General features: G+C 57.2%; 25 protein-coding genes. 18 read left to right on the forward strand and 7 right to left on the reverse strand.

Annotated elements, in window-relative coordinates:
• Positions 1–21 precede the first annotated feature (21 nt).
• The 6 genes from G392_RS0107420 (at position 22) to G392_RS0107445 (ending at position 4,445) form a co-directional block, all read left to right on the forward strand.
• The gene (locus G392_RS0107420; protein ID WP_027009741.1) at positions 22–660 is read left to right on the forward strand and encodes a hypothetical protein; all 639 of its coding nucleotides are present in this window, start codon (positions 22–24) and stop codon (positions 658–660) included.
• Positions 661–843: 183 nt separating this feature from the next.
• Positions 844–1,611, forward strand: a complete 768-nt coding sequence (locus G392_RS0107425; protein WP_027009742.1) for a sulfite exporter TauE/SafE family protein — start codon at positions 844–846, stop codon at positions 1,609–1,611.
• 35 nt (positions 1,612–1,646) lie between these two features.
• A complete protein-coding gene (locus G392_RS0107430) occupies positions 1,647–2,654 on the forward strand; it encodes a quinone-dependent dihydroorotate dehydrogenase (protein WP_034334726.1) in 1,008 nt (335 codons plus the stop codon).
• Between the two features lie 191 nt (positions 2,655–2,845).
• On the forward strand, positions 2,846–3,343 hold the full coding sequence (locus tag G392_RS12420; RefSeq protein ID WP_027009744.1) for a hypothetical protein: 498 nt from the start codon (positions 2,846–2,848) through the stop codon (positions 3,341–3,343).
• Between the two features lie 170 nt (positions 3,344–3,513).
• Positions 3,514–3,990: a transcription elongation factor GreA gene (gene greA / locus G392_RS0107440; RefSeq protein ID WP_027009745.1), complete on the forward strand. Its 477-nt coding sequence runs from the start codon at positions 3,514–3,516 to the stop codon at positions 3,988–3,990.
• An 11-nt stretch (positions 3,991–4,001) separates the two neighbouring features.
• On the forward strand, positions 4,002–4,445 hold the full coding sequence (locus tag G392_RS0107445) for a DUF4149 domain-containing protein (RefSeq protein ID WP_027009746.1): 444 nt from the start codon (positions 4,002–4,004) through the stop codon (positions 4,443–4,445).
• 88 nt (positions 4,446–4,533) lie between these two features.
• Here the strand turns inward: G392_RS0107445 and G392_RS0107450 are convergent, their stop codons facing one another.
• Genes G392_RS0107450 through G392_RS0107460 form a run of 3 tightly spaced genes read right to left on the reverse strand, consistent with a single transcriptional unit; the run spans position 4,534 to position 6,659 of the window.
• Positions 4,534–5,427, reverse strand: coding sequence for an endonuclease/exonuclease/phosphatase family protein (locus G392_RS0107450; RefSeq protein WP_245571947.1), 894 nt, complete (start codon positions 5,425–5,427; stop codon positions 4,534–4,536).
• Positions 5,428–5,434: 7 nt separating this feature from the next.
• On the reverse strand, positions 5,435–6,013 hold the full coding sequence (locus G392_RS12425; protein WP_051255632.1) for an opacity family porin: 579 nt from the start codon (positions 6,011–6,013) through the stop codon (positions 5,435–5,437).
• A gap of 40 nt (positions 6,014–6,053) precedes the next feature.
• On the reverse strand, positions 6,054–6,659 hold the full coding sequence (locus G392_RS0107460; RefSeq protein WP_027009748.1) for an opacity family porin: 606 nt from the start codon (positions 6,657–6,659) through the stop codon (positions 6,054–6,056).
• A 25-nt stretch (positions 6,660–6,684) separates the two neighbouring features.
• Between G392_RS0107460 and G392_RS13930 the strand changes: the two genes are divergently transcribed.
• Together G392_RS13930 and G392_RS0107470 are read left to right on the forward strand one after the other, a co-directional pair.
• Positions 6,685–6,945, forward strand: coding sequence for a hypothetical protein (locus G392_RS13930; RefSeq protein ID WP_169718751.1), 261 nt, complete (start codon positions 6,685–6,687; stop codon positions 6,943–6,945).
• A gap of 241 nt (positions 6,946–7,186) precedes the next feature.
• Positions 7,187–7,543 carry a hypothetical protein gene (locus G392_RS0107470; RefSeq protein ID WP_027009749.1) on the forward strand — a complete coding sequence of 119 codons (357 nt, stop codon included), beginning with the start codon at positions 7,187–7,189 and terminating at the stop codon, positions 7,541–7,543.
• Positions 7,544–7,578: 35 nt separating this feature from the next.
• Here the strand turns inward: G392_RS0107470 and G392_RS13640 are convergent, their stop codons facing one another.
• Complete coding sequence (locus G392_RS13640) at positions 7,579–8,067, reverse strand: hypothetical protein (RefSeq protein WP_156900846.1); 489 nt, start codon at positions 8,065–8,067, stop codon at positions 7,579–7,581.
• Here G392_RS13640 and bioB point away from each other — a divergent pair.
• The 9 genes from bioB (at position 8,066) to ubiE (ending at position 17,076) form a co-directional block, all read left to right on the forward strand.
• Positions 8,066–9,070, forward strand: coding sequence for a biotin synthase BioB (bioB, locus tag G392_RS0107480; protein ID WP_027009750.1), 1,005 nt, complete (start codon positions 8,066–8,068; stop codon positions 9,068–9,070). The genes G392_RS13640 and bioB overlap by 2 nt on opposite strands.
• A 211-nt stretch (positions 9,071–9,281) precedes the next feature.
• Positions 9,282–10,763 carry a cell division protein ZipA C-terminal FtsZ-binding domain-containing protein gene (locus tag G392_RS14205; RefSeq protein ID WP_051255633.1) on the forward strand — a complete coding sequence of 494 codons (1,482 nt, stop codon included), beginning with the start codon at positions 9,282–9,284 and terminating at the stop codon, positions 10,761–10,763.
• Positions 10,764–10,940: 177 nt separating this feature from the next.
• Complete coding sequence (locus G392_RS12435) at positions 10,941–11,969, forward strand: L,D-transpeptidase (RefSeq protein ID WP_084165949.1); 1,029 nt, start codon at positions 10,941–10,943, stop codon at positions 11,967–11,969.
• Between the two features lie 88 nt (positions 11,970–12,057).
• Positions 12,058–12,660, forward strand: coding sequence for a Maf family protein (locus G392_RS0107495; RefSeq protein ID WP_034334735.1), 603 nt, complete (start codon positions 12,058–12,060; stop codon positions 12,658–12,660).
• Positions 12,661–12,688: 28 nt separating this feature from the next.
• Complete coding sequence (locus tag G392_RS0107500) at positions 12,689–13,321, forward strand: LOG family protein (RefSeq protein ID WP_027009753.1); 633 nt, start codon at positions 12,689–12,691, stop codon at positions 13,319–13,321.
• A 151-nt stretch (positions 13,322–13,472) separates the two neighbouring features.
• On the forward strand, positions 13,473–14,900 hold the full coding sequence (locus tag G392_RS0107505) for an SLC13 family permease (protein WP_051255634.1): 1,428 nt from the start codon (positions 13,473–13,475) through the stop codon (positions 14,898–14,900).
• Between the two features lie 375 nt (positions 14,901–15,275).
• The gene (locus G392_RS0107515; RefSeq protein WP_027009755.1) at positions 15,276–15,623 is read left to right on the forward strand and encodes a gamma-butyrobetaine hydroxylase family protein; all 348 of its coding nucleotides are present in this window, start codon (positions 15,276–15,278) and stop codon (positions 15,621–15,623) included.
• Positions 15,620–16,285: a rhomboid family intramembrane serine protease gene (locus tag G392_RS0107520; protein WP_027009756.1), complete on the forward strand. Its 666-nt coding sequence runs from the start codon at positions 15,620–15,622 to the stop codon at positions 16,283–16,285. Before G392_RS0107515 ends, G392_RS0107520 begins: the two co-directional genes overlap by 4 nt.
• A 47-nt stretch (positions 16,286–16,332) precedes the next feature.
• A complete protein-coding gene (gene ubiE / locus G392_RS0107525) occupies positions 16,333–17,076 on the forward strand; it encodes a bifunctional demethylmenaquinone methyltransferase/2-methoxy-6-polyprenyl-1,4-benzoquinol methylase UbiE (RefSeq protein ID WP_027009757.1) in 744 nt (247 codons plus the stop codon).
• Between the two features lie 38 nt (positions 17,077–17,114).
• Here ubiE and plsX read toward each other — a convergent pair whose 3' ends face one another.
• From plsX to queC, 3 genes are all read right to left on the reverse strand, one after another.
• Positions 17,115–18,149: a phosphate acyltransferase PlsX gene (plsX, locus tag G392_RS0107530; RefSeq protein ID WP_027009758.1), complete on the reverse strand. Its 1,035-nt coding sequence runs from the start codon at positions 18,147–18,149 to the stop codon at positions 17,115–17,117.
• Between the two features lie 65 nt (positions 18,150–18,214).
• Positions 18,215–18,847, reverse strand: coding sequence for an endonuclease III (nth, locus tag G392_RS0107535; RefSeq protein ID WP_027009759.1), 633 nt, complete (start codon positions 18,845–18,847; stop codon positions 18,215–18,217).
• Positions 18,844–19,503: a 7-cyano-7-deazaguanine synthase QueC gene (queC, locus tag G392_RS0107540; RefSeq protein ID WP_027009760.1), complete on the reverse strand. Its 660-nt coding sequence runs from the start codon at positions 19,501–19,503 to the stop codon at positions 18,844–18,846. The genes nth and queC overlap by 4 nt, the downstream gene beginning before the upstream one ends.
• Positions 19,504–19,591: 88 nt before the next feature.
• On the opposite strand from queC, the gene G392_RS12440 reads away from it, so the two are divergent.
• The gene (locus G392_RS12440; protein WP_051255635.1) at positions 19,592–20,116 is read left to right on the forward strand and encodes a disulfide bond formation protein B; all 525 of its coding nucleotides are present in this window, start codon (positions 19,592–19,594) and stop codon (positions 20,114–20,116) included.
• Positions 20,117–20,696: the final 580 nt, after the last annotated feature.

A 20,696-nucleotide genomic window follows, 5' to 3' on the forward strand; every position in this document is an offset into this window, starting at 1 on the left:
GCCTGAACAAGGAAAAACACCATGCAGCAACGCGAATGGCACTTTCATTATCCCACCAACCGAAACCTCAGCCGGCTTATCATGCTTGTGTGGATTGTGCCGGTATTATTGGGATTCGCGTATCCCAAATTATATTGGTGGGGCGTCGGCACGGGTTTGGCAGGTGCCATCGGTCTCGGCATCGGCATAGATACTTGGTGGCGCTCGCGCCGCACAAACGAGTTTGTCCGTCTTGACGAACAAGGGCTGTCCTTTCAAATCAACCCCGACCCTGCGACTTACCGCATTCCGTATTCGGCATTGCTGTATGTGGAACTGGATTACCAACTAATGCCCTACACTTACCAAATGACTCATGCCAAATTGCATTTGGAATACCGCCTGCCCGAAGACGACCCCGACAGCGAACCGCGTAAACAATTGATGGATTTGAGACGTCTGCATTATCCACCGCCAAGTTGGGAAGAATGGAAACGCAATGGCTCCGGCTACGCTTACGCACAAACCGTCCTTGCCCTGCATGATGCACTTATCCGTGCATGCGCCCCGAAGCAATTGGCACTGTTCAGCCCCACACAGGCAATGCGCGACAAAGCATGGTTGGAACAGGAAAAACAACGCACCCGCGAATGGCTGGATTCGTTTAAAAAACCCTACTGAAACCGTTTTCAGGCAGCCTGAAAACACACCCGTCATTCCCGCGAATGCGGGAATCCATATTGTTTGATAACAAAACTTTGTCTGAAAATGCGCTTGGATTTCCGCCTGCGCGGGAATGACGGCACAACAGACAATATCCGATTGATTTGAAATATTTTCAAACAGCCTGAAAAAAGGATTTCCATGACAGATTTAACGCTTTGGCAATACATTGCCGTCATCGTGCTGGCGGTGGGCGCGGGCGTGTTGAACATCGTAGCGGGCGGCGGCTCGAACATTATTTTGCCGATGCTGATGATTTTCGGCGTGCCGCCCGACATCGCCAACGGCAGCAACCGCGTGGGCGTGTTTTTGCAGTCGCTCACCGGCATTCACGGCTTTGCCAAAGCCGACAAAATCCCCCCTGCCCTGCAAGTGTGGCAGATTATGCTGCCCACCCTGCTCGGCGGTGCGCTCGGTGCGGCGGCGGCATCGGTTTTGCCCAACCACCTGCTCAAGCCCGCGCTGCTGCTGGTGATGCTGGCGGTGGCGGCGATGATGCTGTTCAAGCCCAATCTGCTCCACCACAGCCCCGACACCGAGCCGGTAAACATCAACCGCCACCGCAAAGCATGGGCGGGCATGTTTTGTGCGGGCATCTACGGCGGTTTCGTGCAAGCGGGCGTGGGCTTGCTGATGCTGCCCCTGCTGGTGGCGCTGCTGCGCTACGACCCCGTCCGCGCCAATGCTTTGAAAGTATTGTGCACGCTCGGCTTTACCGCCGTTGCCCTGCTGATATTCATCGTGCAGGGGCAAGTGTGGTGGACGCTGGGTTTGGCACTGGCGGCGGGCAACGTTGCCGGTGCGCTGATTGGCGTGCGCGTTGCCCTGAAGCTCTCTCCCGATGCCATGCGCTGGGTGGTGTTTGCGATGACGCTGGTGGCGGTAACGGTTGCCCTGTTCATCAAATAATTTTTTCAATATCTTGCCTGTAAAGGACGAATCTTATGGACGTTTACGCCCTGCTGCGCCCCTTGTTGTTCCGTTGCGACCCCGAAAGTGCGCACCGTCATGCCCTGAACGCGCTGAAATATGCTGCGGCGTGCGGCTGGAAAGCCCCCGCCGCCGAAGGCACGCCCGTCAAGCTGATGGGGCTGGATTTGCCCAACCCTGTCGGCTTGGCGGCGGGGCTGGACAAAAACGGCGAATACATCAATGCCCTGTCGGCACTCGGTTTCGGCTTCATCGAAATCGGCACGGTAACGCCCCTGCCGCAAGCGGGCAATCCGCAACCGCGCCTGTTCCGCATTCCCGAACACCACGCCGTCATCAACCGCATGGGCTTCAACAACGACGGCATCGACCGTTTGATTGCCAACGTCCGCGCCGCCAATTTCAAAGGCGTGTTGGGCATCAACATCGGCAAAAACGCCGCCACGCCGATGGAACGCGCCGCCGATGATTATCTGATTGGTTTGGAAAAAGCCTATCCGCACGCTTCCTACATTACCGTCAATATCTCCTCGCCCAACACCAAAAACCTGCGCGATTTGCAAGGCGGGGACGAATTGTCCAAGCTGTTGGAAACCTTGAAAAACAAACAGGCGGCACTGCACGGCGCACACGGGCGTTACGTTCCGCTTGCCGTGAAAATCGCCCCCGATTTGGACGAGGCGCAAACCGCCGACATCGCCCGCATCGTGCTGCAAACCGAAATCGACGGCATCATCGCCACCAACACCACCATCGACAAATCGGCATTGGGCGCATCACCTCTGGCACAGGAAGCGGGCGGTTTGAGCGGCGCACCCGTGCGCGAAGCGTCCGACCGCGTGCTGGCAAATTTGGCATCTGCCGTGGCGGGCAAAGTGCCGGTAATTGGCGCGGGCGGGATTTTGTCGGGCGAAGATGCGGCACGCAAACGCCGTTTGGGCGCAACGGCGGTGCAGGTTTACAGTGGCATGGTGTATCGCGGCCCCGCTTTGGTGGGCGAATGTGTCGGCGCCTGCCGTTGAGCGCGGGTTCGGGCGGGGCAACGCTCCGCCAACAAAATTTTGCACAAACCGTGCGCCTCCATACACGGTTTGCGGGTAAGATGTGCCGTTATGCCGCACAAATGCCACACCGTACGGGCGCGGAATTTGTGCAAAACCCCGCCAATCAGTTAAGATTGCCGTTTCAGACTAACCGCAACCCATACATTACCATGCCTATTATTTCCAAACGCATCGGCGCGGTCTGCATACTCACCGCGCTCACCGGCGCGTGCAGCGTCAATGTTACCCCCACGCCCTCCGGCTACGCCCGTACCACGCAGGTGGTGCCGTCTTACACGCCCGCCGAAAACTACCGTCTTGCCCCCAGCCACTGGACGGACGTTGCCAAAATACGCGCCGAAGCCCAACGTTTGGGCATGCAGGTCAATGGCGGACGCTTGAGCAAAGTTCAAGCCGCACAGCACCTGAACCGTTTCCGCTTGGGCTTGGTCGGCAGCAATCCCGTAGACGACAGCGTGTACGAAATCTACCTGCGTTCGGCGGTGGACAGCCAGCGCGGCGCCATCGACCCCGCCCAATCCAAAGCACTGGTGGAAAGCGCCCTGCGCGGCTGGGCGCAGCGCTGGCACGCCATGTCGCCACGCCCGAACAACCCCGCGTTTACCAATTTTCTGATGGAACACATGGGCATGCCGCCTTTGAAATAATGCCGTTGCCTTTTTCGGGCAATTTGGTACAATAGCCCGATTACCCCCCGCAAGCCGCCCCCCCAATCCGATTGGCGGCTTGCGTTTTTATATTGTCTCGCCCCGATTGCCCCGCAATCGGGCGGTTTGCCATTTGGCAGCACACAGAACAGATACGAAAAGGAATGTCGATGAACAAAATCCCCATCACCGCACACGGCGAAACGCTGTTGAAAAACGAGCTCAAACACCTCAAAAGCGTTGCCCGCCCCGAAGTGATTGCCGCCATTGCCGAAGCGCGTTCGCACGGCGACTTGTCGGAAAACGCCGAATACGAAGCCGCCAAAGAGCGCCAAGGCTTCATCGAAGGGCGCATTGCCGAAATCGAAAACAAACTCTCGCACGCCCACGTCATCAATCCCAAAGAAATCCACGCCGAAGGGCGCGTGGTGTTCGGCGCCACCGTTACCCTGTCGGATTTGGAAAGCGAAGAAGAAGTCACCTACCAAATTGTCGGCGACGACGAAGCAGACATCAAACAAAACAAAATCTCCCTGCACTCGCCCATTGCCCGCGCCATGATTGGCAAAGAAGAAGGCGATGTGGCGGAAGTGCAGGCGCCAAGCGGCGTGCGCGAATACGAAATCATCGCCGTGCAATACATTTGACGGAGCAGCGCGTGAAACGTTTGAGCGCATTAGCCGTGGCGCTGTGGCTGGGCATGCAGATTGGTTTTTATGCGGCATCGCTGGTGCTGTTCAACCAATTGGACAAGACCGAAGCGGGGCGCATTGCGGGCATCTTGTTCCACATTGCCAATTGGACGGGGCTGGCGGCATGGAGCACCGCATGGCTGACCTGCCGTCACACCCTGCCCTTGCGGCACGAAAAGGGGCGTTTCACACGCCGTTGGATTGCCCTGCTGCTGACCTTGCTCGCCTTTGCGGAGTGGGTGGTCAATCCGGTGATTCACGCGCTCAAACACGGACAGAGCCATTGGCTGCCCAATCTGCTGGGCGGGGGCTTCGGGGCATGGCACGGCACATCGTATATTCTGTATCTGATTATCAGCCTGATGGGTTTGGGCTTGGGCATACGGCTGCTGCGTTTGGAAGTGCGTTGAGCAAACGAAAAGTGCGTCATGAGGGCGCACTTTTTTATGGAATGGAAATGGGAATTTTGCACCAACACCGTTGGCAGGGCGCGTACCGTCATTTGACGGCTGAAAATCGTGCCACAAGCGGACGGTGGTCGGAATGCCGCCATGCCAAAGCGCGTACCGACTGCGCGGGTTCGCGGCTCAAAACATGGTCGATGTTCAGCCCGAACGGTTGCCAAGTGGGCAAATAGGCGGGTGTTTGTGCCGTGATGCGGGCGTGCGCGGCAAAGTCGCGGAATACGGGCGAAAACGGGCTGCTGTTCAGGTCGCCCACCACCACCACGTCCGTTTCGCGGGCAATTTTTTCGGCGGCAGCGCGCAAATAGTCGCGGCGCACGCCGGCAAGATAGGCATTGACGGGCGGGGGCGGATGCAGGGCATACACCGCCGTACCGTCTTCTCGCACGGCACGGACATAGGGAACTGCGTCCACAAAAAACGTTTCGCACGCGGCAAGCGGCTGCCGCGACCACAACACCAGCGCAAACGGCCCTGCTTCGCGGTGTCCGCAGCCGTGGGGGTAGGCTTGGCGCACACGCGACCACGCGGGCCGGTTTTCGTCCAATTCGGCAAAGGCGGCGATGTCGGCGCGTTCTGCCAAGATGCGTACGCTTTCGGCGGCGGGGTCGGCGTTTTCAAAATGCACGTTGTACCACAGCAGCGTCCACCCGTTGGCGGACACGGGGGCACGGGCGGGCGGCGGGCGCAGCAGCCACACGGCGCACGCCGTTGCCGATACCAGCCACAGCAGCCGCGTTTTGCCCCGCCCCGCGCACGCCGCCACAAGCAATATCAGGGCGTAATGCGGCAAAAAATGGGCAAACAGCTCCAAAAAATAGTGGTAACGCCCCATCTGCCCGCACCACAGCGCGACAAGCGAAGCGGCGGCAAGCACGTTCAAACGCTTTGCCGCCGCCTGCCGCCATATCGGTTCGGCACCCATCATTTCCGGTTCAGAAAGTATAGCGCATGCCCAAGGATACTTCGTGCGCTTTCATGTTCGCATCCATGTGGTTGTAACGGTAGCCCGCGTCCACCGCCACCTGCCTGTCCACCTGCAGGCTCACGCCCGCCATCACGCCCGGACTGACGCGGATTTTGTCGTGGGCGATGTATTCGTCTTCATCGCCAAACGTGGATTTGACCCGATTGAGCGACAAACGCGCCCCCACATAAGGTTGCAGCGCCGTGCCGGTGTCCACATCGTAAATGGCAGACACGCCCAAACTTTGCGCCTGCGCTTTGGCATATTTGCCTTTGCTGATGCGCGGATAATGGGTGTAGTCGCCGCCCAATCGCCAATCGCCGAAATCATAACCGCCGCCCAAACGCGGCAGCACGGTGCTGCGGCGATACACGCGCTGCGTCAGCCCCGAAACGGCGCGGTCGCGGGCATCGCTGCCCACCTGCAACGCCGCCACGCCGATGTCGCCCTGCACATACACGCCGCCCGTGCCGTCTGCCGATGCCGTCTGCGCCGCCGCGCCGCACACCGCCAGCGTTACCGCCAGCGCCTGAGATTTGTTTACCATGATGCGCTTTCCTTGTTTGTAGTATTGTTCAAGCCCGAACTCAACGGAACGAATAACGCAAACCCACCGTCAGTTCGTGCGCTTTGAGTTTGCCGTCCAAATGGTTGTAGCGGTAGCCCGTATCCACCACCATGTTCCGCGCCACACGGTAGCCCACCCCCGCCATCACGCCGGGGCTGAGTTTGGTGTCGCTGTCTTTCGCCACCGTACCGGGTGCCGACACTTCCTGACGGATGTTGTTTACCGACAGCCGCCCGCCCACATAAGGCTGCACGCCGGCAACGTACACAGGCACGTCATAAATCACCGACACGCCCGCACCGTAGGCACGGCTTTTGCTTTTTTTGTTTCCCGAAACGGCTTCCACCTGTTTGTAATGGGTGTAGTCGCCCGCCACGCGCCAGTCGCCGAAATCGTGCCCCATGCTCACACGCGGCAGCAGCGCCGATTCTTTGTAGCTTGCTTTCCAATCGCCCACGCCGTTGAGGTCTTTAAACGCCGTTTCGGCACGCAGATTGGTCAAGCCCACATCGCCCTGTACATAAAAACCGATGGTGCTGCCGTCCGCACGCGCCGTATCCGGCACCGACAGCACCAGAAAAACGGCAAAAACGGCAGCAAATGCGGCAAAAAAAGACTGCTTCATAAACGGATTCCTTCGTAAAACAAAAATGGACAAACTCAAGCGCATTCTAGCCGATGGCGCACAAGGGCGTAAAGCAGCGTCCGCCGCCTGCTGCGGCAAAAAACGGGCAAAGCCGCACAGAATCATTATTTATCAATACACTGAAACCAAATTAAGGTCAAAAAAATCACGCCCGCACGCCGCAATGGTGTTGTATTTCCGCACCACAACGCGCACACCTGCACATCCGCAGGCACAAACACCCCGCAATCCAACGCATTTTTACTTTGCGGCAGCAAAACTTTAGCAGTATAATCACATTGGCTTACGGAAAATGCATCGGCGTTGTCCGCAACCCGATGCCCGATGCGTGCAAGCCCGGTAAACGCTCGAGCGGTACGCTTTACAGGGCAGGCTTGATGCGCTGTCGGCGCATCAGTCCGTACCGAAACCGGCCGGTTTTCCGCCGACCGGCAATGATGGCGGTTCTGCCGTCTGCAAGCAGAACCAAAGCGTATCAATCTGTCAATTTTTTGGAGTTATTTCTTATGAATTTCGATAAAACCGTATCAGAGCTGCTGAATGTGGACGGCGCCCTCGCCGCAGCAGTGGTGGACTATTCGAGCGGCATGTTGCTGGCAGGCGGCGGTTCTGCCGTAGTGGATTTGGAAATTGCCGCCGCAGGCAATACCGAAGTGATGCGTGCCAAAATGAAAACCATGCAGATGCTCGGTTTGAAAGACCACATTGAAGATATTCTGATTACTCTGGGCAAACAATACCACCTGTTGCGCCCCCTGCGCAGCCACGACGGTTTGTTCCTGTATTCCGTATTGGAGCGTTCGCGTTCCAACTTGGCATTGGCACGCCGCTCCTTGGTCGATGCCGAAAACAATTTGGGCTAAAGGCGTATCGTTATTTAACTTATGCGGCGGTATGTTCAGCCAAAATCCGCACCTGCCGCGTTGAAAATCCCTGCAAGATACCCGACTTTGCGCGGATTTTCGCCTTGCATCTGCGGGTTTTGGCTTGAAAAACCGCTACGCAAAGCCGTTGATGACGCGCCCGAACCACCGCCGTCATTCCGGCACGGCTTTGCCGGCACACACACCAAAGACCGCAACACTCCGGCTTGCGGTCTTTTTGCATTGCCGGCATCAGGCTGATTTTCATGTTTCAACTCATAGGGCTGCACAAAGTGCAGCCCTGTGCCTTGCCCCGATTCGGACGGAGTTACGCCCCGCCCGAATAATAAAGCCGTGAACGGCGGGGGTTCAAACCGAAAAGAAACAAGATGAAAAATACTCAAGCAAACACACGCAGTTAAAGAGTAAATGCTCTTGACAATTCGCCGGCAATGACGAAAAATAAAGTACAAACATCGTTTTTCACCACGTCCCCCACCGTTCTGTTCAGGAATCCGCACCATGTCCCTCTCGCCCGTTGCGCTGCGCCGCAAAACCGAACCCAAACCCCACCCCACCGCCCAATATTGGCGCAAATGCGAAGTCGAAGCCCTGTTTGACGAGCCGTTTTTGGACTTGGTGTACCGCGCCGCCGAAATCCACCGCCGCCATTTCAACCCCCGCGAAATCCAGCTCTCCACGCTGTTGTCCATCAAAACGGGCGGCTGCCCCGAAGATTGCGAATATTGCCCGCAGTCGGCGCACTACAACACGGGTTTGCCAAAATCGCAAATGTTGGACGTGTCCCACATCGTTGAAAAAGCCAAAATCGCCAAAGCACGCGGTGCCAGCCGTTTTTGCATGGGCGCGGCATGGCGCGGCCCCAAACCGGACGACGTTGCCGCCGTGTGCGAAATCATCAAATCAGTCAAAGCACTGGGCTTGGAAACCTGCGGTACGTTCGGCATGCTGGAAACAGGCATGGCGGAAGACCTGAAACAGGCGGGCTTGGACTACTACAACCACAATCTCGACACCGACCCCGACCGCTACAACGACATCATCCACACCCGCCGCCACGAAGACCGCATGGACACACTGGGCAAAGTGCGCCAAGCCGGCTTGAAAGTCTGCTGCGGCGGCATTGTCGGCATGAACGAAACCCGCGCCGAACGTGCGGGGCTGATTGCCAGCCTTGCCAACCTCGACCCCCAGCCCGAAAGCGTGCCCATCAACCAACTGATTAAAGTCGAAGGCACGCCTTTGGCACATGCCGAAGACTTGGACTGGACGGAATTTGTCCGCACGGTGGCGGTGGCGCGGATTACCATGCCCCGCAGTTACGTGCGCCTGAGTGCGGGGCGCAACGCCATGCCCGAAGCCATGCAGGCGATGTGTTTTCTGGCGGGCGCCAACTCGGTGTTTTACGGCGACAAGCTGCTCACCACCGACAACCCCGAAGAAGACCGCGACCGCATCTTGATGGACAAACTCGATTTGCTGCCGCAAAAAACGGCCGGCGCATAGGGCATTGTCGGATTGTGGCGACAATACCGCGCTTGAACAATCGGCAAATAAGCAATATGATAAAACCCCAAAGCGGTAAAGCTGCCCCTATCAGGCAACTTCCGCTATAATAACGCGATTAACCTGCTTGAGACGAAAAGCAATGGATAACATTCTGTTACTAATCATTATTGCATTGTGTGTCGTATTGGGGGGCATGTTGGGGTACAACATGCTTCAGGAAAAAAGCTACCGCAACAAAATCCGCCGCCAATTCGGTCATGCCGACCGCGACGCACTGATGGGCGTACAACTGCAATCCGTGCGGGACGGACACAATGCCGTTCACGAACACGACGTCGCGCCCGCCACCCTGCCGCGCAATGCCCAAGACGATGTCAAACGCGAACGCAAGCGCCTGAAGCCCTCCATCGTGGGCAAAACCCCGCCGCCGCCCGCCGACGACGACCCCGACGACGGCGTGTTCATCGAAGCCGCACCCGCAGCAGCACCGGTGGGGCAAACGCAAGACCACGCCACCCGACAAATCGCCGACGACGTTTCGCGCTTTGCAGACGAAGACGATGACGGCGTCCGTTTCGACCACGAAACGCCTCCCCGCGAAGTGCCGCTTGCCCGCCAACCCGACCACCCGTCTGCCGAAGCCGCGCCCGTACCGAGCGTCCGCACCGAACCCGAACACCACGCACCGCCCGCCCCCGCCCCGCAGCAGGAAGGACACGGCTTGGTCAGCGAAATCAAAGCCACCTTTGCCCGCATGCTCGGCAGCAGCGACACGCCCGCCGCCGACAAAGCCGTGGCGGTAGCACTGCCCACCGATGACGGCGGCGATGATGCGCCCGCCGCCCCGCCCAAGCCCCTGCTGATACCGTTTGCCGACCTGAAAAACAGCGACCTGCCGTGGTTCGACCCCCGTGCCGACTACATGGCATACGTTTCCCTGCGCGAAGGCACGGAACTGCTCGCCTATCCGCGCCTGTCCAACCGCCACCGCTTCCAAATCGTCGGCTGCACCATGGACGGGCTGTTCCAAATTGCCGAGCCGATTCCGGGCGTGCAATACCAAGCCTTTGCCATCGGTTTGCAGGCCATCAGCCGCAACGGTTTGGCAGACGAGCGCGAGCTGCAATTGTTCGGACAACAGGTCGATATGCTGGCGCAAAGCATGGACGGCGAAGCGGTGGTGGACGACATCGGCGCGTTTTTGGCAAACGCCCGTCCTTTGGACGAATTGTGCGCCCAAGTGGACCAAACCATCGCCATTCATTTGGTGTCGCGCATCGGCATTTTGGGGGCGGAACTGCGCTCGGCGCTCGAAGAAGCGGGTTTCCAATTGCTGGAAGAAGGCGTGTTCGGCTTTGCCGACACGGGCGGCGACATCAAATACACCATCGTTACGCTGGACGGCAGCCGTTTTACGTCCAGCCTGCTCGCCAGCCAGCCGTATAAAGGTTTCAGCATGTTGTTCGACATCACCCGCGTGCCACCCGGCGAGGGCAATTTCGACCAATTTATGAATTTGGCGGTGCGCTTGTCGTCCACATTGGGCTTGGAGCTGGTGGACGACCAAATCCAGCAGCTTTCTACCGATTGGCTCAAGGAAGTGCGCACTTATGTGTTGGCAACACAACAGGAAATGCTCGGTGCAAACATCACGCCGGGCGGGAGTTTGGCACAAAGGCTGTTTGCCTGATGCCACGCAACTGCGGACGCGCCGTCCGCAGTTTTTTTCACCCGAAAAAGTGTCGGCAAGATGCCGCAAATGCTTTGGCAAACTGAAAAAAAACGTTATTTTCACGTCAATTGCCGTGTTTTGGCGTATGATGGCGTTATTTCCCCCAACAATATCCTTCACGGGACATTCCCTACCATGTATAAATTTTTATGGGCAACCGTTGCTTCGGTAGCGGTTTCTTCCGCTTTGGCATCGCAAACCACGCCTGTTCCCGATGTGCGCCCCGCCGCCAACGGCTGGCAGGTGGTCATCAATATTCCGCAACAACGCTTGTTTTTGTATTATGACGGGCAGTTGGAGAAGGTGTATCCGGTGGCGGTGGGCAAGGCGCACACGCAAACGCTGTTGGGCGAACACCTAATCGGGGCAAAGGCTTACAATCCGACTTGGCATATTCCCAAGTCGATTCAGCAGGAGCGCGGCGACGGGGTGAAAACCGTGCCGCCGGGCCCGAAAAATCCGCTCGGGCCGGTGTTTGTGCGCTTGGGCGACCCCAAACACGGTTTGGGCATTCACGGAACCAACGCGCCCGCCAGCGTGCCCGGTATCCGCAGCCATGGTTGCGTGCGGATGAAGTCGCCCGATGCTTTGGAGTTTGCCAAGAAAATCGCAACGGGTTCGCCCGCTACGGTAAGCTATGAGATGGCGGCGCTGAATGTGGACGAAGCGGGCAATTTGTGGCTGGCGGTGTACAAAGACCCCTACCGCAAAAACAATCTGAACCGCAATGCCCTGCGCCAAACCATTTCGGCTTGGGCAAAGGCAAACGGCGCCAACATCGGCACGGCGCGGGTGGAGCAGGTGATTAAGGCACAGGCGGGCAAAGCGGTGTGCCTGAGCTGTACGGGCAAAGCGGTGATTCAGGGCGATTTGCAGTCTTTGGCGTGGAACAGTGGTTCAATCAAACCGACCCTGCCGCGCGCGGGCGGCACGCGGGCAACGCGCAACGATGTGATGCCCGAAGGCAGCAGCATTGAGGTGGACGCCGCCGATGACGAAACCCGCCCTGCCCCACCGGCCACGCCGCGCAAAAAAACACCGCAGCGCCGCCGCATCAAACCGACTTCGGTGTTTGAAGAAACGCCGCTCGTGCCGGTAAACAAGCCCAAAGCCGCTTCCGCCCCCGCAGGCGAGCGCGTGTTGCAGCCGACCAACGCCAAATAAGCCCTGCCGCACCGCCGCCGTCCCCGCCGACAAGCGGCTGCTGCGGTTTCCCGCCCGCCTCCCAACCACGCCGCACACCGACCGCACCATGACCGACATTCCCCTGTATCTGGCTTCCGCCAGCCCGCGCCGCCGCGACATTTTGCAGCAACTGGGCTACCGCGTGCGCACCGTTCCCGCCGACATAGACGAAACGCCCAAGCCCAACGAATCCGCCTACCATTATGTCGGGCGCATGGCACTGGAAAAAAACCGCGCCGCCCGCCAACTGCACGGCAGCACGCTCGACCCCGCCGTGCCCCTGCTCAGCGCCGACACCACCGTTGCGCTCGACAGCCGCATTTTGGGCAAACCCGCCGATACCGAAGAAGCCTTTGCCATGCTCGCCCAACTTTCCGGTACCAGCCACCAAGTTATGACCGCCGTCTGCATCAGCCGCAACGGGCGCGAATACAGCGTGCTGCAATCCAGCGAAGTACGCTTCAAAACCTTGAGCGAACAAGAAATCCACGCCTACATCGCAAGTGGCGAACCGATGGACAAAGCCGGCGCGTACGCCATACAGGGCATTGGCGGCACATTCGTGTGCCACCTGTCCGGCAGCTTCACCGGCGTGATGGGGCTGCCCGTTTTTGAAACCGCCGCCCTGCTGCGCGAATGCGGCTGCGCCGTCCCCCCGCTTGCCCCCTGACGCCCGCACCACGAAAGGAAAAACCACCATGTTTCACGACAAACTGCAAGACTACCGCCAAATCTTGGACGAATGCGTCCGCGCAGACGAACAACTGGAAACCGTGCGTCCTGCCGTCAGCATTTACGGCAGCGCCCGCTTGCCCGAACACAGCCCCGAATACGCCCAAACCGAACGCTTGGCACGGCGCTTTGCCAACGCCGGACTCACCGTCCTTTCCGGCGGCGGGCCCGGACTGATGGCGGCCGCCAACAAAGGCGCCTACACCGGCAACGGCATCTCCGTAGGGCTGAACATCGTCCTGCCCCGCGAACAAATCCCCAATCCCTATCAAAACATCTCCCTGCACTTCAACCACTTTGCCTCACGCAAGGCCATGTTTGTCCACTACGCATTAGCCTATGTGGTCGTACCGGGCGGCTTTGGCACATTAGACGAACTGTTTGAAACCCTCACCTTGGCACAAACCGGCAAAATCCCCCCGCGCCCGATTATTCTGGTCGGCAGCAACTTCTGGCAAGGCTTGGCAGACTGGCTGCGCCAACACGTCTTGGGCAAAGGCATGATTGCCCCGCAAGACTTGGATTTATTCCGCATCTGCGACGACGAAGACGAAATCGTCGCCCACGTTTTGGCAGCCGCCACCCCCGCCGCACTGTAATCCCCAGAGATGATTATTCAAATAACAATCAAAATCTTAACCCAAACCATCGGATTTTTACTTATGTAATGTTTGTGTAAACGCCGTTTACGCGGTAAGGTACGGCTTGGCACGATTTCAACAACAAAACATTGAACCGAAAAGGAACATCATGGTTGATTTCAAAAACAATCCGAGCGGACAAAACCTGCCCGAAAACCTGTCGCTGGAAAGCGCGCAAACCCCGATTACCGATTTTCGCGGGCTGATACTCACCATTATTGCGGGCATTGTCGGGGTGGCGAGCTATTTCCTGCTGCCCTACGGCGACATGGCAAACAGGGGCTTGGCGATTTTGATTTTTGTCGGCATTTTGTGGTTTACCGAAGCGGTACACATCACCGTAACCGCGCTGATGGTGCCTTTGCTGGCGGTGTTTTGCCACATTCCCGACATGACGGCGAAAACCGCGCTCGCCCATTTTTCCGACCCGATTATTTTTGTGTTTTTCGGCGGTTTCGCACTGGCAACCGCGCTGCACATGCAAAGGCTCGACCGCAAAATCGCCATGTGGGTGATTTCGCTTTCGGGCGGAAACATGTGGGTGGCGGTACTGCTGATTTTTGCGGTAACGGCATTTTTGTCGATGTGGATTAGCAACACGGCAACGGCGGCGATGATGCTGCCTTTGGCGATGGGCTTGATGTCGCATCTTGACCGCGAAAAAGAACACAACACTTATGTTTTTGTTTTGCTGGGCATTGCCTACTGTGCCAGCATCGGCGGGCTGGGTACGCTGGTCGGTTCGCCGCCCAATGCCATCGCCGCCAAAGCCTTGGGCTTGGATTTTTCCGGCTGGATGGCGTTCGGTTTGCCGATGATGCTGGCACTGCTGCCGGTAATGGTGTTTTCGCTGGTGCTGATGCTGCGCCCGAATTTCAAACAACGTGTCAATACGCTTGAAAAAGAAGACATTCCTTGGACGCTGCACCGCGTGATTACGGTGGTGATTTTTGTCTCCACTGCCACCGCGTGGATTGGCAGCAAACAAATCGGCGCGTGGACGGGCGTTACCAAAGGCTTGGACAGCCTGATTGCGGTGGCGGCTGCGGTGGCGGTGGTGGTGTTCGGCACGGTGCGCTGGCGCGAAGTGGCACGCAATACCGACTGGGGCGTGCTGATGCTGTTTGGCGGCGGCATCGCCTTGAGCAGCCTGATGGACAAATCGGGCGCGTCTGCCGCTTTGGGCAACGAAGTGGCACAAACCTTCGGCGGCGCATCGCCTTTGGTGGTGATTGTGGTGGTGGCGGCGTTTATCGTGTTTCTCACCGAATTTACCAGCAACACCGCTTCTGCCGCGCTGCTGGTTCCCGTGTTTGCCACCATCGCCGCCGAAATGGGCATGCCCAAAGAAGTTTTGGTGATGATTATCGGCATCGGCGCATCGTGCGCCTTCATGCTGCCCGTTGCCACCCCGCCCAATGCCATCGTGTTCGGCACGGGCTTAATCCGCCAAAAAGAAATGATGCGGGTCGGCGTGTTGCTCAACCTGCTGTGCATCGCCGCCGTTTCCCTGTGGGCGTATTTCTTTCTGATGTGATGTACAGCGCAACCGTCATGCCCCGCCATCGGGCATGACGGTTGGTCGTTTCCGTTTTCCCCTTCATTGGCGGACAATGATAAAATCCGCACGCCGACCGCCCTGCCGCCCATTCAAACCGGCGCACGTCATCAATTAATTTTTTACCGGAAATCAGTATAATACAAAAACGCCCTCATTCCCGCGCAGGCGGGAAGCCACTGTCTGATGACCTGCAAGCCATGTTTTATCAAGGTTCGTTTGAATTTGTTGTTTGGATTCCCGCCTGCGCGGGAATGACGGCGCAGAGATTGCTCGGTTAAATAATGACACGCACTGGAAAATGACGGCGCAAATCCGCGCATTCCGCAATCAAAACCAAAATTTTACCCGCCCATGACCGCCACACCCACCGAAATCCGCCTGCAAAACGAAGGACGCACCCTGCTGCTGCGTTATGACCACGCCGAATACGCCCTGTCTGCCGAATATTTGCGCGTGTATTCGCCCAGCGCAGAAGTGCGCGGACACGGCAAACCGGTTTTGCAACTCAATAAACAAGACGTTACCATTACCGCGCTCGCACCGGTGGGGCATTACGCCTTGAAAATCGCCTTTTCGGACGGACACGATAGCGGTTTGTACGATTGGGCGTATCTGCACCGTTTGGCAACGGAGCGCGAAACCTTGTGGCAGGATTATCTGGCGCGTGCCGCCGCACATTATCAAAAGGAAAATTTATGAACATCAATGATTTGGTTTTGGTTGCCCTGATTTTGGCAACCTGCGTGTCCAGCTACATCGCTTGGCAGAACCAATTTGTCTTCCAGCGTTACCAATTTCATGTCGGCTCGGTGCTGCGGGACGGGCAATACCGCCGTCTGATTACTTCGGGTTTTTTGCACGCCGATTGGATGCACCTACTGTTTAATATGCTGACGCTGTATTTTTTCGCGCCGATTATGTTGCACCTATTCAAGCCTTTGGGCTTTTTGCTGCTGTATTTCGGCGCGATGCTGGCGGGCAGCGCGTTTTCGCTGTGGCTCTACCGCAAACGTCCGTCCTACACGGCGATTGGCGCATCGGGCGCGGTGTCGGGGGTGTTGTTTGCTGCCATCGCCATTCACCCGATGATGTCCATCTATTTCTTTTTTATCCCGATTCCGATTCCCGCATGGATTTTCGGCACGCTGTATTTCGCCTATTCGGTACACATGATGCTCAACCCGCGCCCCAACGACAACATCGGCCACGCCGCGCATTTGGGCGGAGCGGTGTTCGGGCTGGTGTTTGTGCTGCTGCTGGCATTGCCGTTTGTGTTGGCAAACGCGCTGTATTTGGGAATTATGACTTTGCCTTTGCTGTATTTGGCGTATGAATTGTTTTTCGGCAAACGGCGGCCGTGAGTTTTCAGGCTGCCTGAAAATATTTTTAATTGAATAAAGAAAATCTTATGAATCATCAAGACCAAAACACCCATTTCGGCTACCAAACCGTTCCCGAAAGCGAAAAAGCGGGGCGCGTTGCCCAAGTGTTTCATTCGGTAGCGAAAAACTACGATTTGATGAACGATGTGATGTCGGGCGGGTTGCACCGTGTGTGGAAGCATTTTACCGTCCACACGGCGCGTGTTCCCGTTGGCGGCAAGGTGCTGGACATCGCCGGCGGCACGGGCGATTTGTCGCGCGGCTGGGCGAAGCGCGTGGGCAAAAGCGGCGAAGTATGGCTCACCGACATCAATTCGTCCATGCTCACGGTGGGGCGCGACCGTCTGTTGGACGAGGGCTTGATTTTGCCGGTTGCCGTGTGCGATGCCGAGCAATTACCCTTTCCCGACAATTATTTTGATTTGGTGTCGGTGTCGTTCGGATTGCGGAATATGACGCACAAAGACGTGGCGTTGGCGGAAATGTACCGTGTGTTGAAGCCGGGCGGCACGCTGCTGGTGTTGGAATTTTCCAAAGTGTATGCGCCGCTTGAGGGCGTGTATGACTGGTATTCGTTTAAGCTGCTGCCGGCGATGGGCAAGTGGATTGCCAAAGATGAGGCGAGTTATCAATACCTTGCCGAGTCCATCCGTATGCACCCCGACCAAGAAACGCTGAAGCAGATGATGCTGGAGGCGGGTTTTGACCAAGTGGATTATCATAATTTGACGGCGGGCGTGGTGGCTTTGCACAAGGGTGTGAAGTTCTAAGCGGGCGGAACGCACGCAAAGATGGTGCGTTCCGCGCTTCAGGCAGCCGCTTCGGTGGCGGCGGTTTCGTTCAGGCGGCGGGCAATGCCTGCTTGGATTTTGTTCAGGCTGTCGGCTTTGGCTTCGTGCAGGGCTTCTTCCAGTGCGTAGGCAAAGCCTGTTGCGTCCGTACCGCCATGACTTTTCACCACAATGCCGCGCAGCCCGAGAAAGATGGCGCCGTTGAAACGGCGCGGGTCGAGTCGCTGTTTAAAGCCTTTGAGCGCGGGCAAGGCGGCGATGCCGCCGAGTTTGGTCAAGGGGCTGCGGTTAAATTCGGCTTTGATTTCGCCACCGATGAATTTCACCGCGCCTTCAATGGTTTTCAACACGATGTTGCCGACAAAACCGTCTGCCACCACCACGTCCACCGCGCCGCCGAAAATCTCATTGCCTTCGATATTGCCGATAAAATTCAAACGGCTGTTTTGCAGCAGTGCGAAGGTTTCGCGCACCGCTTCCGTGCCTTTGATGGCTTCCGTGCCGATGTTGAGCAGCCCGACCCGCGCCCCGCCGCGTTCGGGGTGCAGTGCGCCGAACAGCTCGCTGCCCATCACGGCAAATTGAAACAGTTGTTCGGGCGTGCAATCGGTGTTGGCACCCAAGTCCAACACCAGCGTCAGATGCCCGTTGGCGGCGGGCAGAAATTTGGCAATGGCGGGGCGGTCGATGCCCGGCAGGGTTTTCAATACGAAACGGGCGGTCGCCATCAGCGCACCCGTGTTGCCCGCCGACACCGCCGCTTGCGCCGCGCCGCTTTTCACCTGCTCGATTGCCAAACGCATGGACGATTGTTTTTTGTTTTTCAAAGCATTTTGCGGCGACTCGTCCATTTCCACCACCTGCGCGGCATGAACAAGCGTGATGCGCGGACGCACATCGGCATGGGCAGACAAAGCGGCATCAAGACGCGCTTCATCGCCGGTCAAAATCAAACGGGTTTCGGGGTGCTGCCGCAAAAACGCGGCGGCGGCGGGCACGGTAACATCCAAACCGATGTCGCCGCCCATCGCATCAACGGCAATGGTGGTCATCATGGGCATGCCTTTATTGTGGACAAAGTAATCGGCATTGTAAAACGACTCGGCACATTTGCAAACTAAACCGTTTTCGCGCCGTATTCGCACAAATCGGCAATCAAACACGCCCCGCACTGCGGTTTTTGCGCCTTGCAGGTATAGCGCCCGTGCAAAATCAGCCAATGGTGCGCGTCCAACAAAAATTCTTTCGGCACCAAACGCATCAATTTGTCTTCCACTTCGCGCACGTTTTTTCCGGGTGCGATTTTGGTGCGGTTGGACACGCGGAAAATATGCGTGTCCACTGCCATCACCGCTTGTTTGAACGCAGTGTTCAGCACCACATTGGCGGTTTTGCGCCCCACGCCGGGCAGGGCTTCCAATTCTTCGCGGGTTTGCGGAATTTCGCCGCCGTGTTTGTCGAGCAAAATCCGACACGTTGCCATGATGTGCTTGGATTTGGTTTGGTACAGCCCGATGGTTTTCACATATTCGCGCACGCCTTCCAAACCCAAATCCAGCATTTTTTGCGGGGTGTCGGCAACGGCAAACAGTTTGGCGGTGGCTTTGTTTACGCCCGCGTCCGTTGCCTGTGCCGACAGCAGCACCGCAATCAGCAGCTCGAAGGGGCTGCGGTAGTTCAATTCGGTGGTCGGGTGCGGATTGGCATCGCGCAAGCGGGTAAAGATTTCGGTACGGATGTGTTTGTTCATGGTGTGTTTCCTGCGGCGTGCCGTTCTGCCAAATATTCGCGCAAGCCGTTTTCGCGCAAGATGCAGCTCGGGCATTCGCCGCAGCCGCCTTCTTTGCCCAAATAGCAGGTGTGGGTGCGTTCGCGCACATAGTCCAATGCGCCCAATTCGTCCGCCAATGCCCATGTTTGCTTTTTGGTCAAATACATCAACGGTGTGTGAATCATAAACGGATAGTCCATCGCCAGATTCAGGCTGTGGTTCATCGAGCGGACAAATTCGGCACGGCAGTCGGGGTAGCCGGAAAAATCGGTTTCGCACACGCCGATGTAGATGTCGCGGATGCGGTGGGCTTTGGCATGAATGGCGGCGTAGAGCAAAAACAGGGCGTTGCGCCCGTCCACAAAGGTATTGGGCATGCCGTTTGCGTCTGCGGTGATGTCGGCGTTGCCGTCCATCAGGGCGTTGTGCGTGATGCTTTGCATGACGGTCAAGTCCAATACGGTGTGCGCCACGTTCAGTTCGCGGGCGATGGCGGCGGCTTTTGCCAATTCGATTTCGTGCCGTTGCCCGTAGCGGAAGGCGATGGTGCGGACTTTGCCCGCGCCGTGTTCGCGCAGGGCGAGCAACAGGCAGGTAGTGGAGTCTTGTCCGCCGGAAAAGATAACCAGAGCCATGGTGAAAAAAGTGAAAAAGCGCGATTATACAAAAAATCATGCGCCAAGCGGCGATAGCGGTTAAAATAGATGATTTTGGAGCAAAATCATGTACCGCAAAACGGTGGGGGCGGTTTTCGGCATTTCGGCGGCGGGGGTGGCGGCTTCGCTGACGGCGCAATATGTGTGGGGCATGAATCCGTGCGTGATGTGCATTCAGCAGCGTTTGGCATTGGCGGGCATGGCATGGGTGTCGCTGCTGTGTTTGGCTTTGCCTTTGGGGAAGCGGTGGGCGCAAACGGCGGCGGCAGGTGCGGTTTCCGCGCCCGCGCTGTTCGGGCTGTATATTGCGGCAAAGCAGATTCATTTGCAAAGTTTGCCGCTTGCGCAGCAACCGCCCTGCGGTGCGCCGTGGACGTTCCGTTGGCGCGATGCGCCTTTGTTTGATTGGTATGAACCTTTGATTCGCGGCACGGGGGCGTGCGGGGAGGTGTACCGTGTGTTGGGCGTGCCGTTGGCATGGTGGAGCGCGGCGTTTTTCGGCACGGCGCTGCTGGTGTTGTGGGGGGCTTGGCGGTACACGCGCCGTGTGCCGATGCCCATGAGCATGAAAGATGAAAAGGGCGCACCTTAAGGTGTGCCATCGTTTAAATTTTCTACTTGAAATCGGTATGGCAACAAAATTCCGTCATGCCCGCACAAGCGCGAATCCACTGCCCGATGCGTGGCAGGCGATGTTTTATCAAGGTTTGCCGTGCTTCGATTGGGATTCGCGCTTGCGCGGGCATGACGGTGAAAAGGCTTTATTGAATCAACGGATAAGACGCACTAGGGCGTGTCATCAATTAAAATTTTCTACTATAAATCAGTATAATAACAAAACGCCGTCATTCCCGCGAATGCGGGAATCCACTGCCTGATGTTTGGCAAGCAAGCATAGCTTGGGTTGAAACGAAGTGAAAACCCAACATTTTTCCGAAAATTTATGGATTTTGTTGGGTTTTCACTGCGCTCCAACCCAATCTACACCTGCTGAAACAGCAAAATGCCACCAGTGTTTATACTTCGGGAACGGTTTATACGGCTGATTTCTATCGGAAAGTGGCGCAACAATACTTACCCAATAATGAAATCCCCATTATGATTTGGGTGTACATTGGTTTGGGACAAAATCAGCAGGGCAATCAGCTTTATACATCGGGCATGGCGAAATT

Source organism: Conchiformibius kuhniae DSM 17694, from assembly GCF_000428785.1.
Lineage (GTDB): Bacteria > Pseudomonadota > Gammaproteobacteria > Burkholderiales > Neisseriaceae > Conchiformibius > Conchiformibius kuhniae.

Excerpts from the sequence above, each read along its gene's own strand:
- G392_RS0107420 (WP_027009741.1), top strand. The coding sequence starts at position 22 with ATGCAGCAACGCGAATGGCACTTTCATTATCCCACCAACCGAAACCTC.
- G392_RS0107425 (WP_027009742.1), top strand. The coding sequence starts at position 844 with ATGACAGATTTAACGCTTTGGCAATACATTGCCGTCATCGTGCTGGCG.
- G392_RS0107430 (WP_034334726.1), top strand. The coding sequence starts at position 1,647 with ATGGACGTTTACGCCCTGCTGCGCCCCTTGTTGTTCCGTTGCGACCCC.
- G392_RS12420 (WP_027009744.1), top strand. The coding sequence starts at position 2,846 with ATGCCTATTATTTCCAAACGCATCGGCGCGGTCTGCATACTCACCGCG.
- greA (WP_027009745.1), top strand. The coding sequence starts at position 3,514 with ATGAACAAAATCCCCATCACCGCACACGGCGAAACGCTGTTGAAAAAC.
- G392_RS0107450 (WP_245571947.1), bottom strand. The coding sequence starts at position 5,427 with ATGATGGGTGCCGAACCGATATGGCGGCAGGCGGCGGCAAAGCGTTTG.
- G392_RS12425 (WP_051255632.1), bottom strand. The coding sequence starts at position 6,013 with ATGGTAAACAAATCTCAGGCGCTGGCGGTAACGCTGGCGGTGTGCGGC.
- G392_RS0107460 (WP_027009748.1), bottom strand. The coding sequence starts at position 6,659 with ATGAAGCAGTCTTTTTTTGCCGCATTTGCTGCCGTTTTTGCCGTTTTT.
- G392_RS13930 (WP_169718751.1), top strand. The coding sequence starts at position 6,685 with ATGGACAAACTCAAGCGCATTCTAGCCGATGGCGCACAAGGGCGTAAA.
- G392_RS0107470 (WP_027009749.1), top strand. The coding sequence starts at position 7,187 with ATGAATTTCGATAAAACCGTATCAGAGCTGCTGAATGTGGACGGCGCC.
- bioB (WP_027009750.1), top strand. The coding sequence starts at position 8,066 with ATGTCCCTCTCGCCCGTTGCGCTGCGCCGCAAAACCGAACCCAAACCC.
- G392_RS13640 (WP_156900846.1), bottom strand. The coding sequence starts at position 8,067 with ATGGTGCGGATTCCTGAACAGAACGGTGGGGGACGTGGTGAAAAACGA.
- G392_RS14205 (WP_051255633.1), top strand. The coding sequence starts at position 9,282 with ATGCTTCAGGAAAAAAGCTACCGCAACAAAATCCGCCGCCAATTCGGT.
- G392_RS12435 (WP_084165949.1), top strand. The coding sequence starts at position 10,941 with ATGTATAAATTTTTATGGGCAACCGTTGCTTCGGTAGCGGTTTCTTCC.
- G392_RS0107495 (WP_034334735.1), top strand. The coding sequence starts at position 12,058 with ATGACCGACATTCCCCTGTATCTGGCTTCCGCCAGCCCGCGCCGCCGC.
- G392_RS0107500 (WP_027009753.1), top strand. The coding sequence starts at position 12,689 with ATGTTTCACGACAAACTGCAAGACTACCGCCAAATCTTGGACGAATGC.
- G392_RS0107505 (WP_051255634.1), top strand. The coding sequence starts at position 13,473 with ATGGTTGATTTCAAAAACAATCCGAGCGGACAAAACCTGCCCGAAAAC.
- G392_RS0107515 (WP_027009755.1), top strand. The coding sequence starts at position 15,276 with ATGACCGCCACACCCACCGAAATCCGCCTGCAAAACGAAGGACGCACC.
- G392_RS0107520 (WP_027009756.1), top strand. The coding sequence starts at position 15,620 with ATGAACATCAATGATTTGGTTTTGGTTGCCCTGATTTTGGCAACCTGC.
- ubiE (WP_027009757.1), top strand. The coding sequence starts at position 16,333 with ATGAATCATCAAGACCAAAACACCCATTTCGGCTACCAAACCGTTCCC.
- plsX (WP_027009758.1), bottom strand. The coding sequence starts at position 18,149 with ATGACCACCATTGCCGTTGATGCGATGGGCGGCGACATCGGTTTGGAT.
- nth (WP_027009759.1), bottom strand. The coding sequence starts at position 18,847 with ATGAACAAACACATCCGTACCGAAATCTTTACCCGCTTGCGCGATGCC.
- queC (WP_027009760.1), bottom strand. The coding sequence starts at position 19,503 with ATGGCTCTGGTTATCTTTTCCGGCGGACAAGACTCCACTACCTGCCTG.
- G392_RS12440 (WP_051255635.1), top strand. The coding sequence starts at position 19,592 with ATGTACCGCAAAACGGTGGGGGCGGTTTTCGGCATTTCGGCGGCGGGG.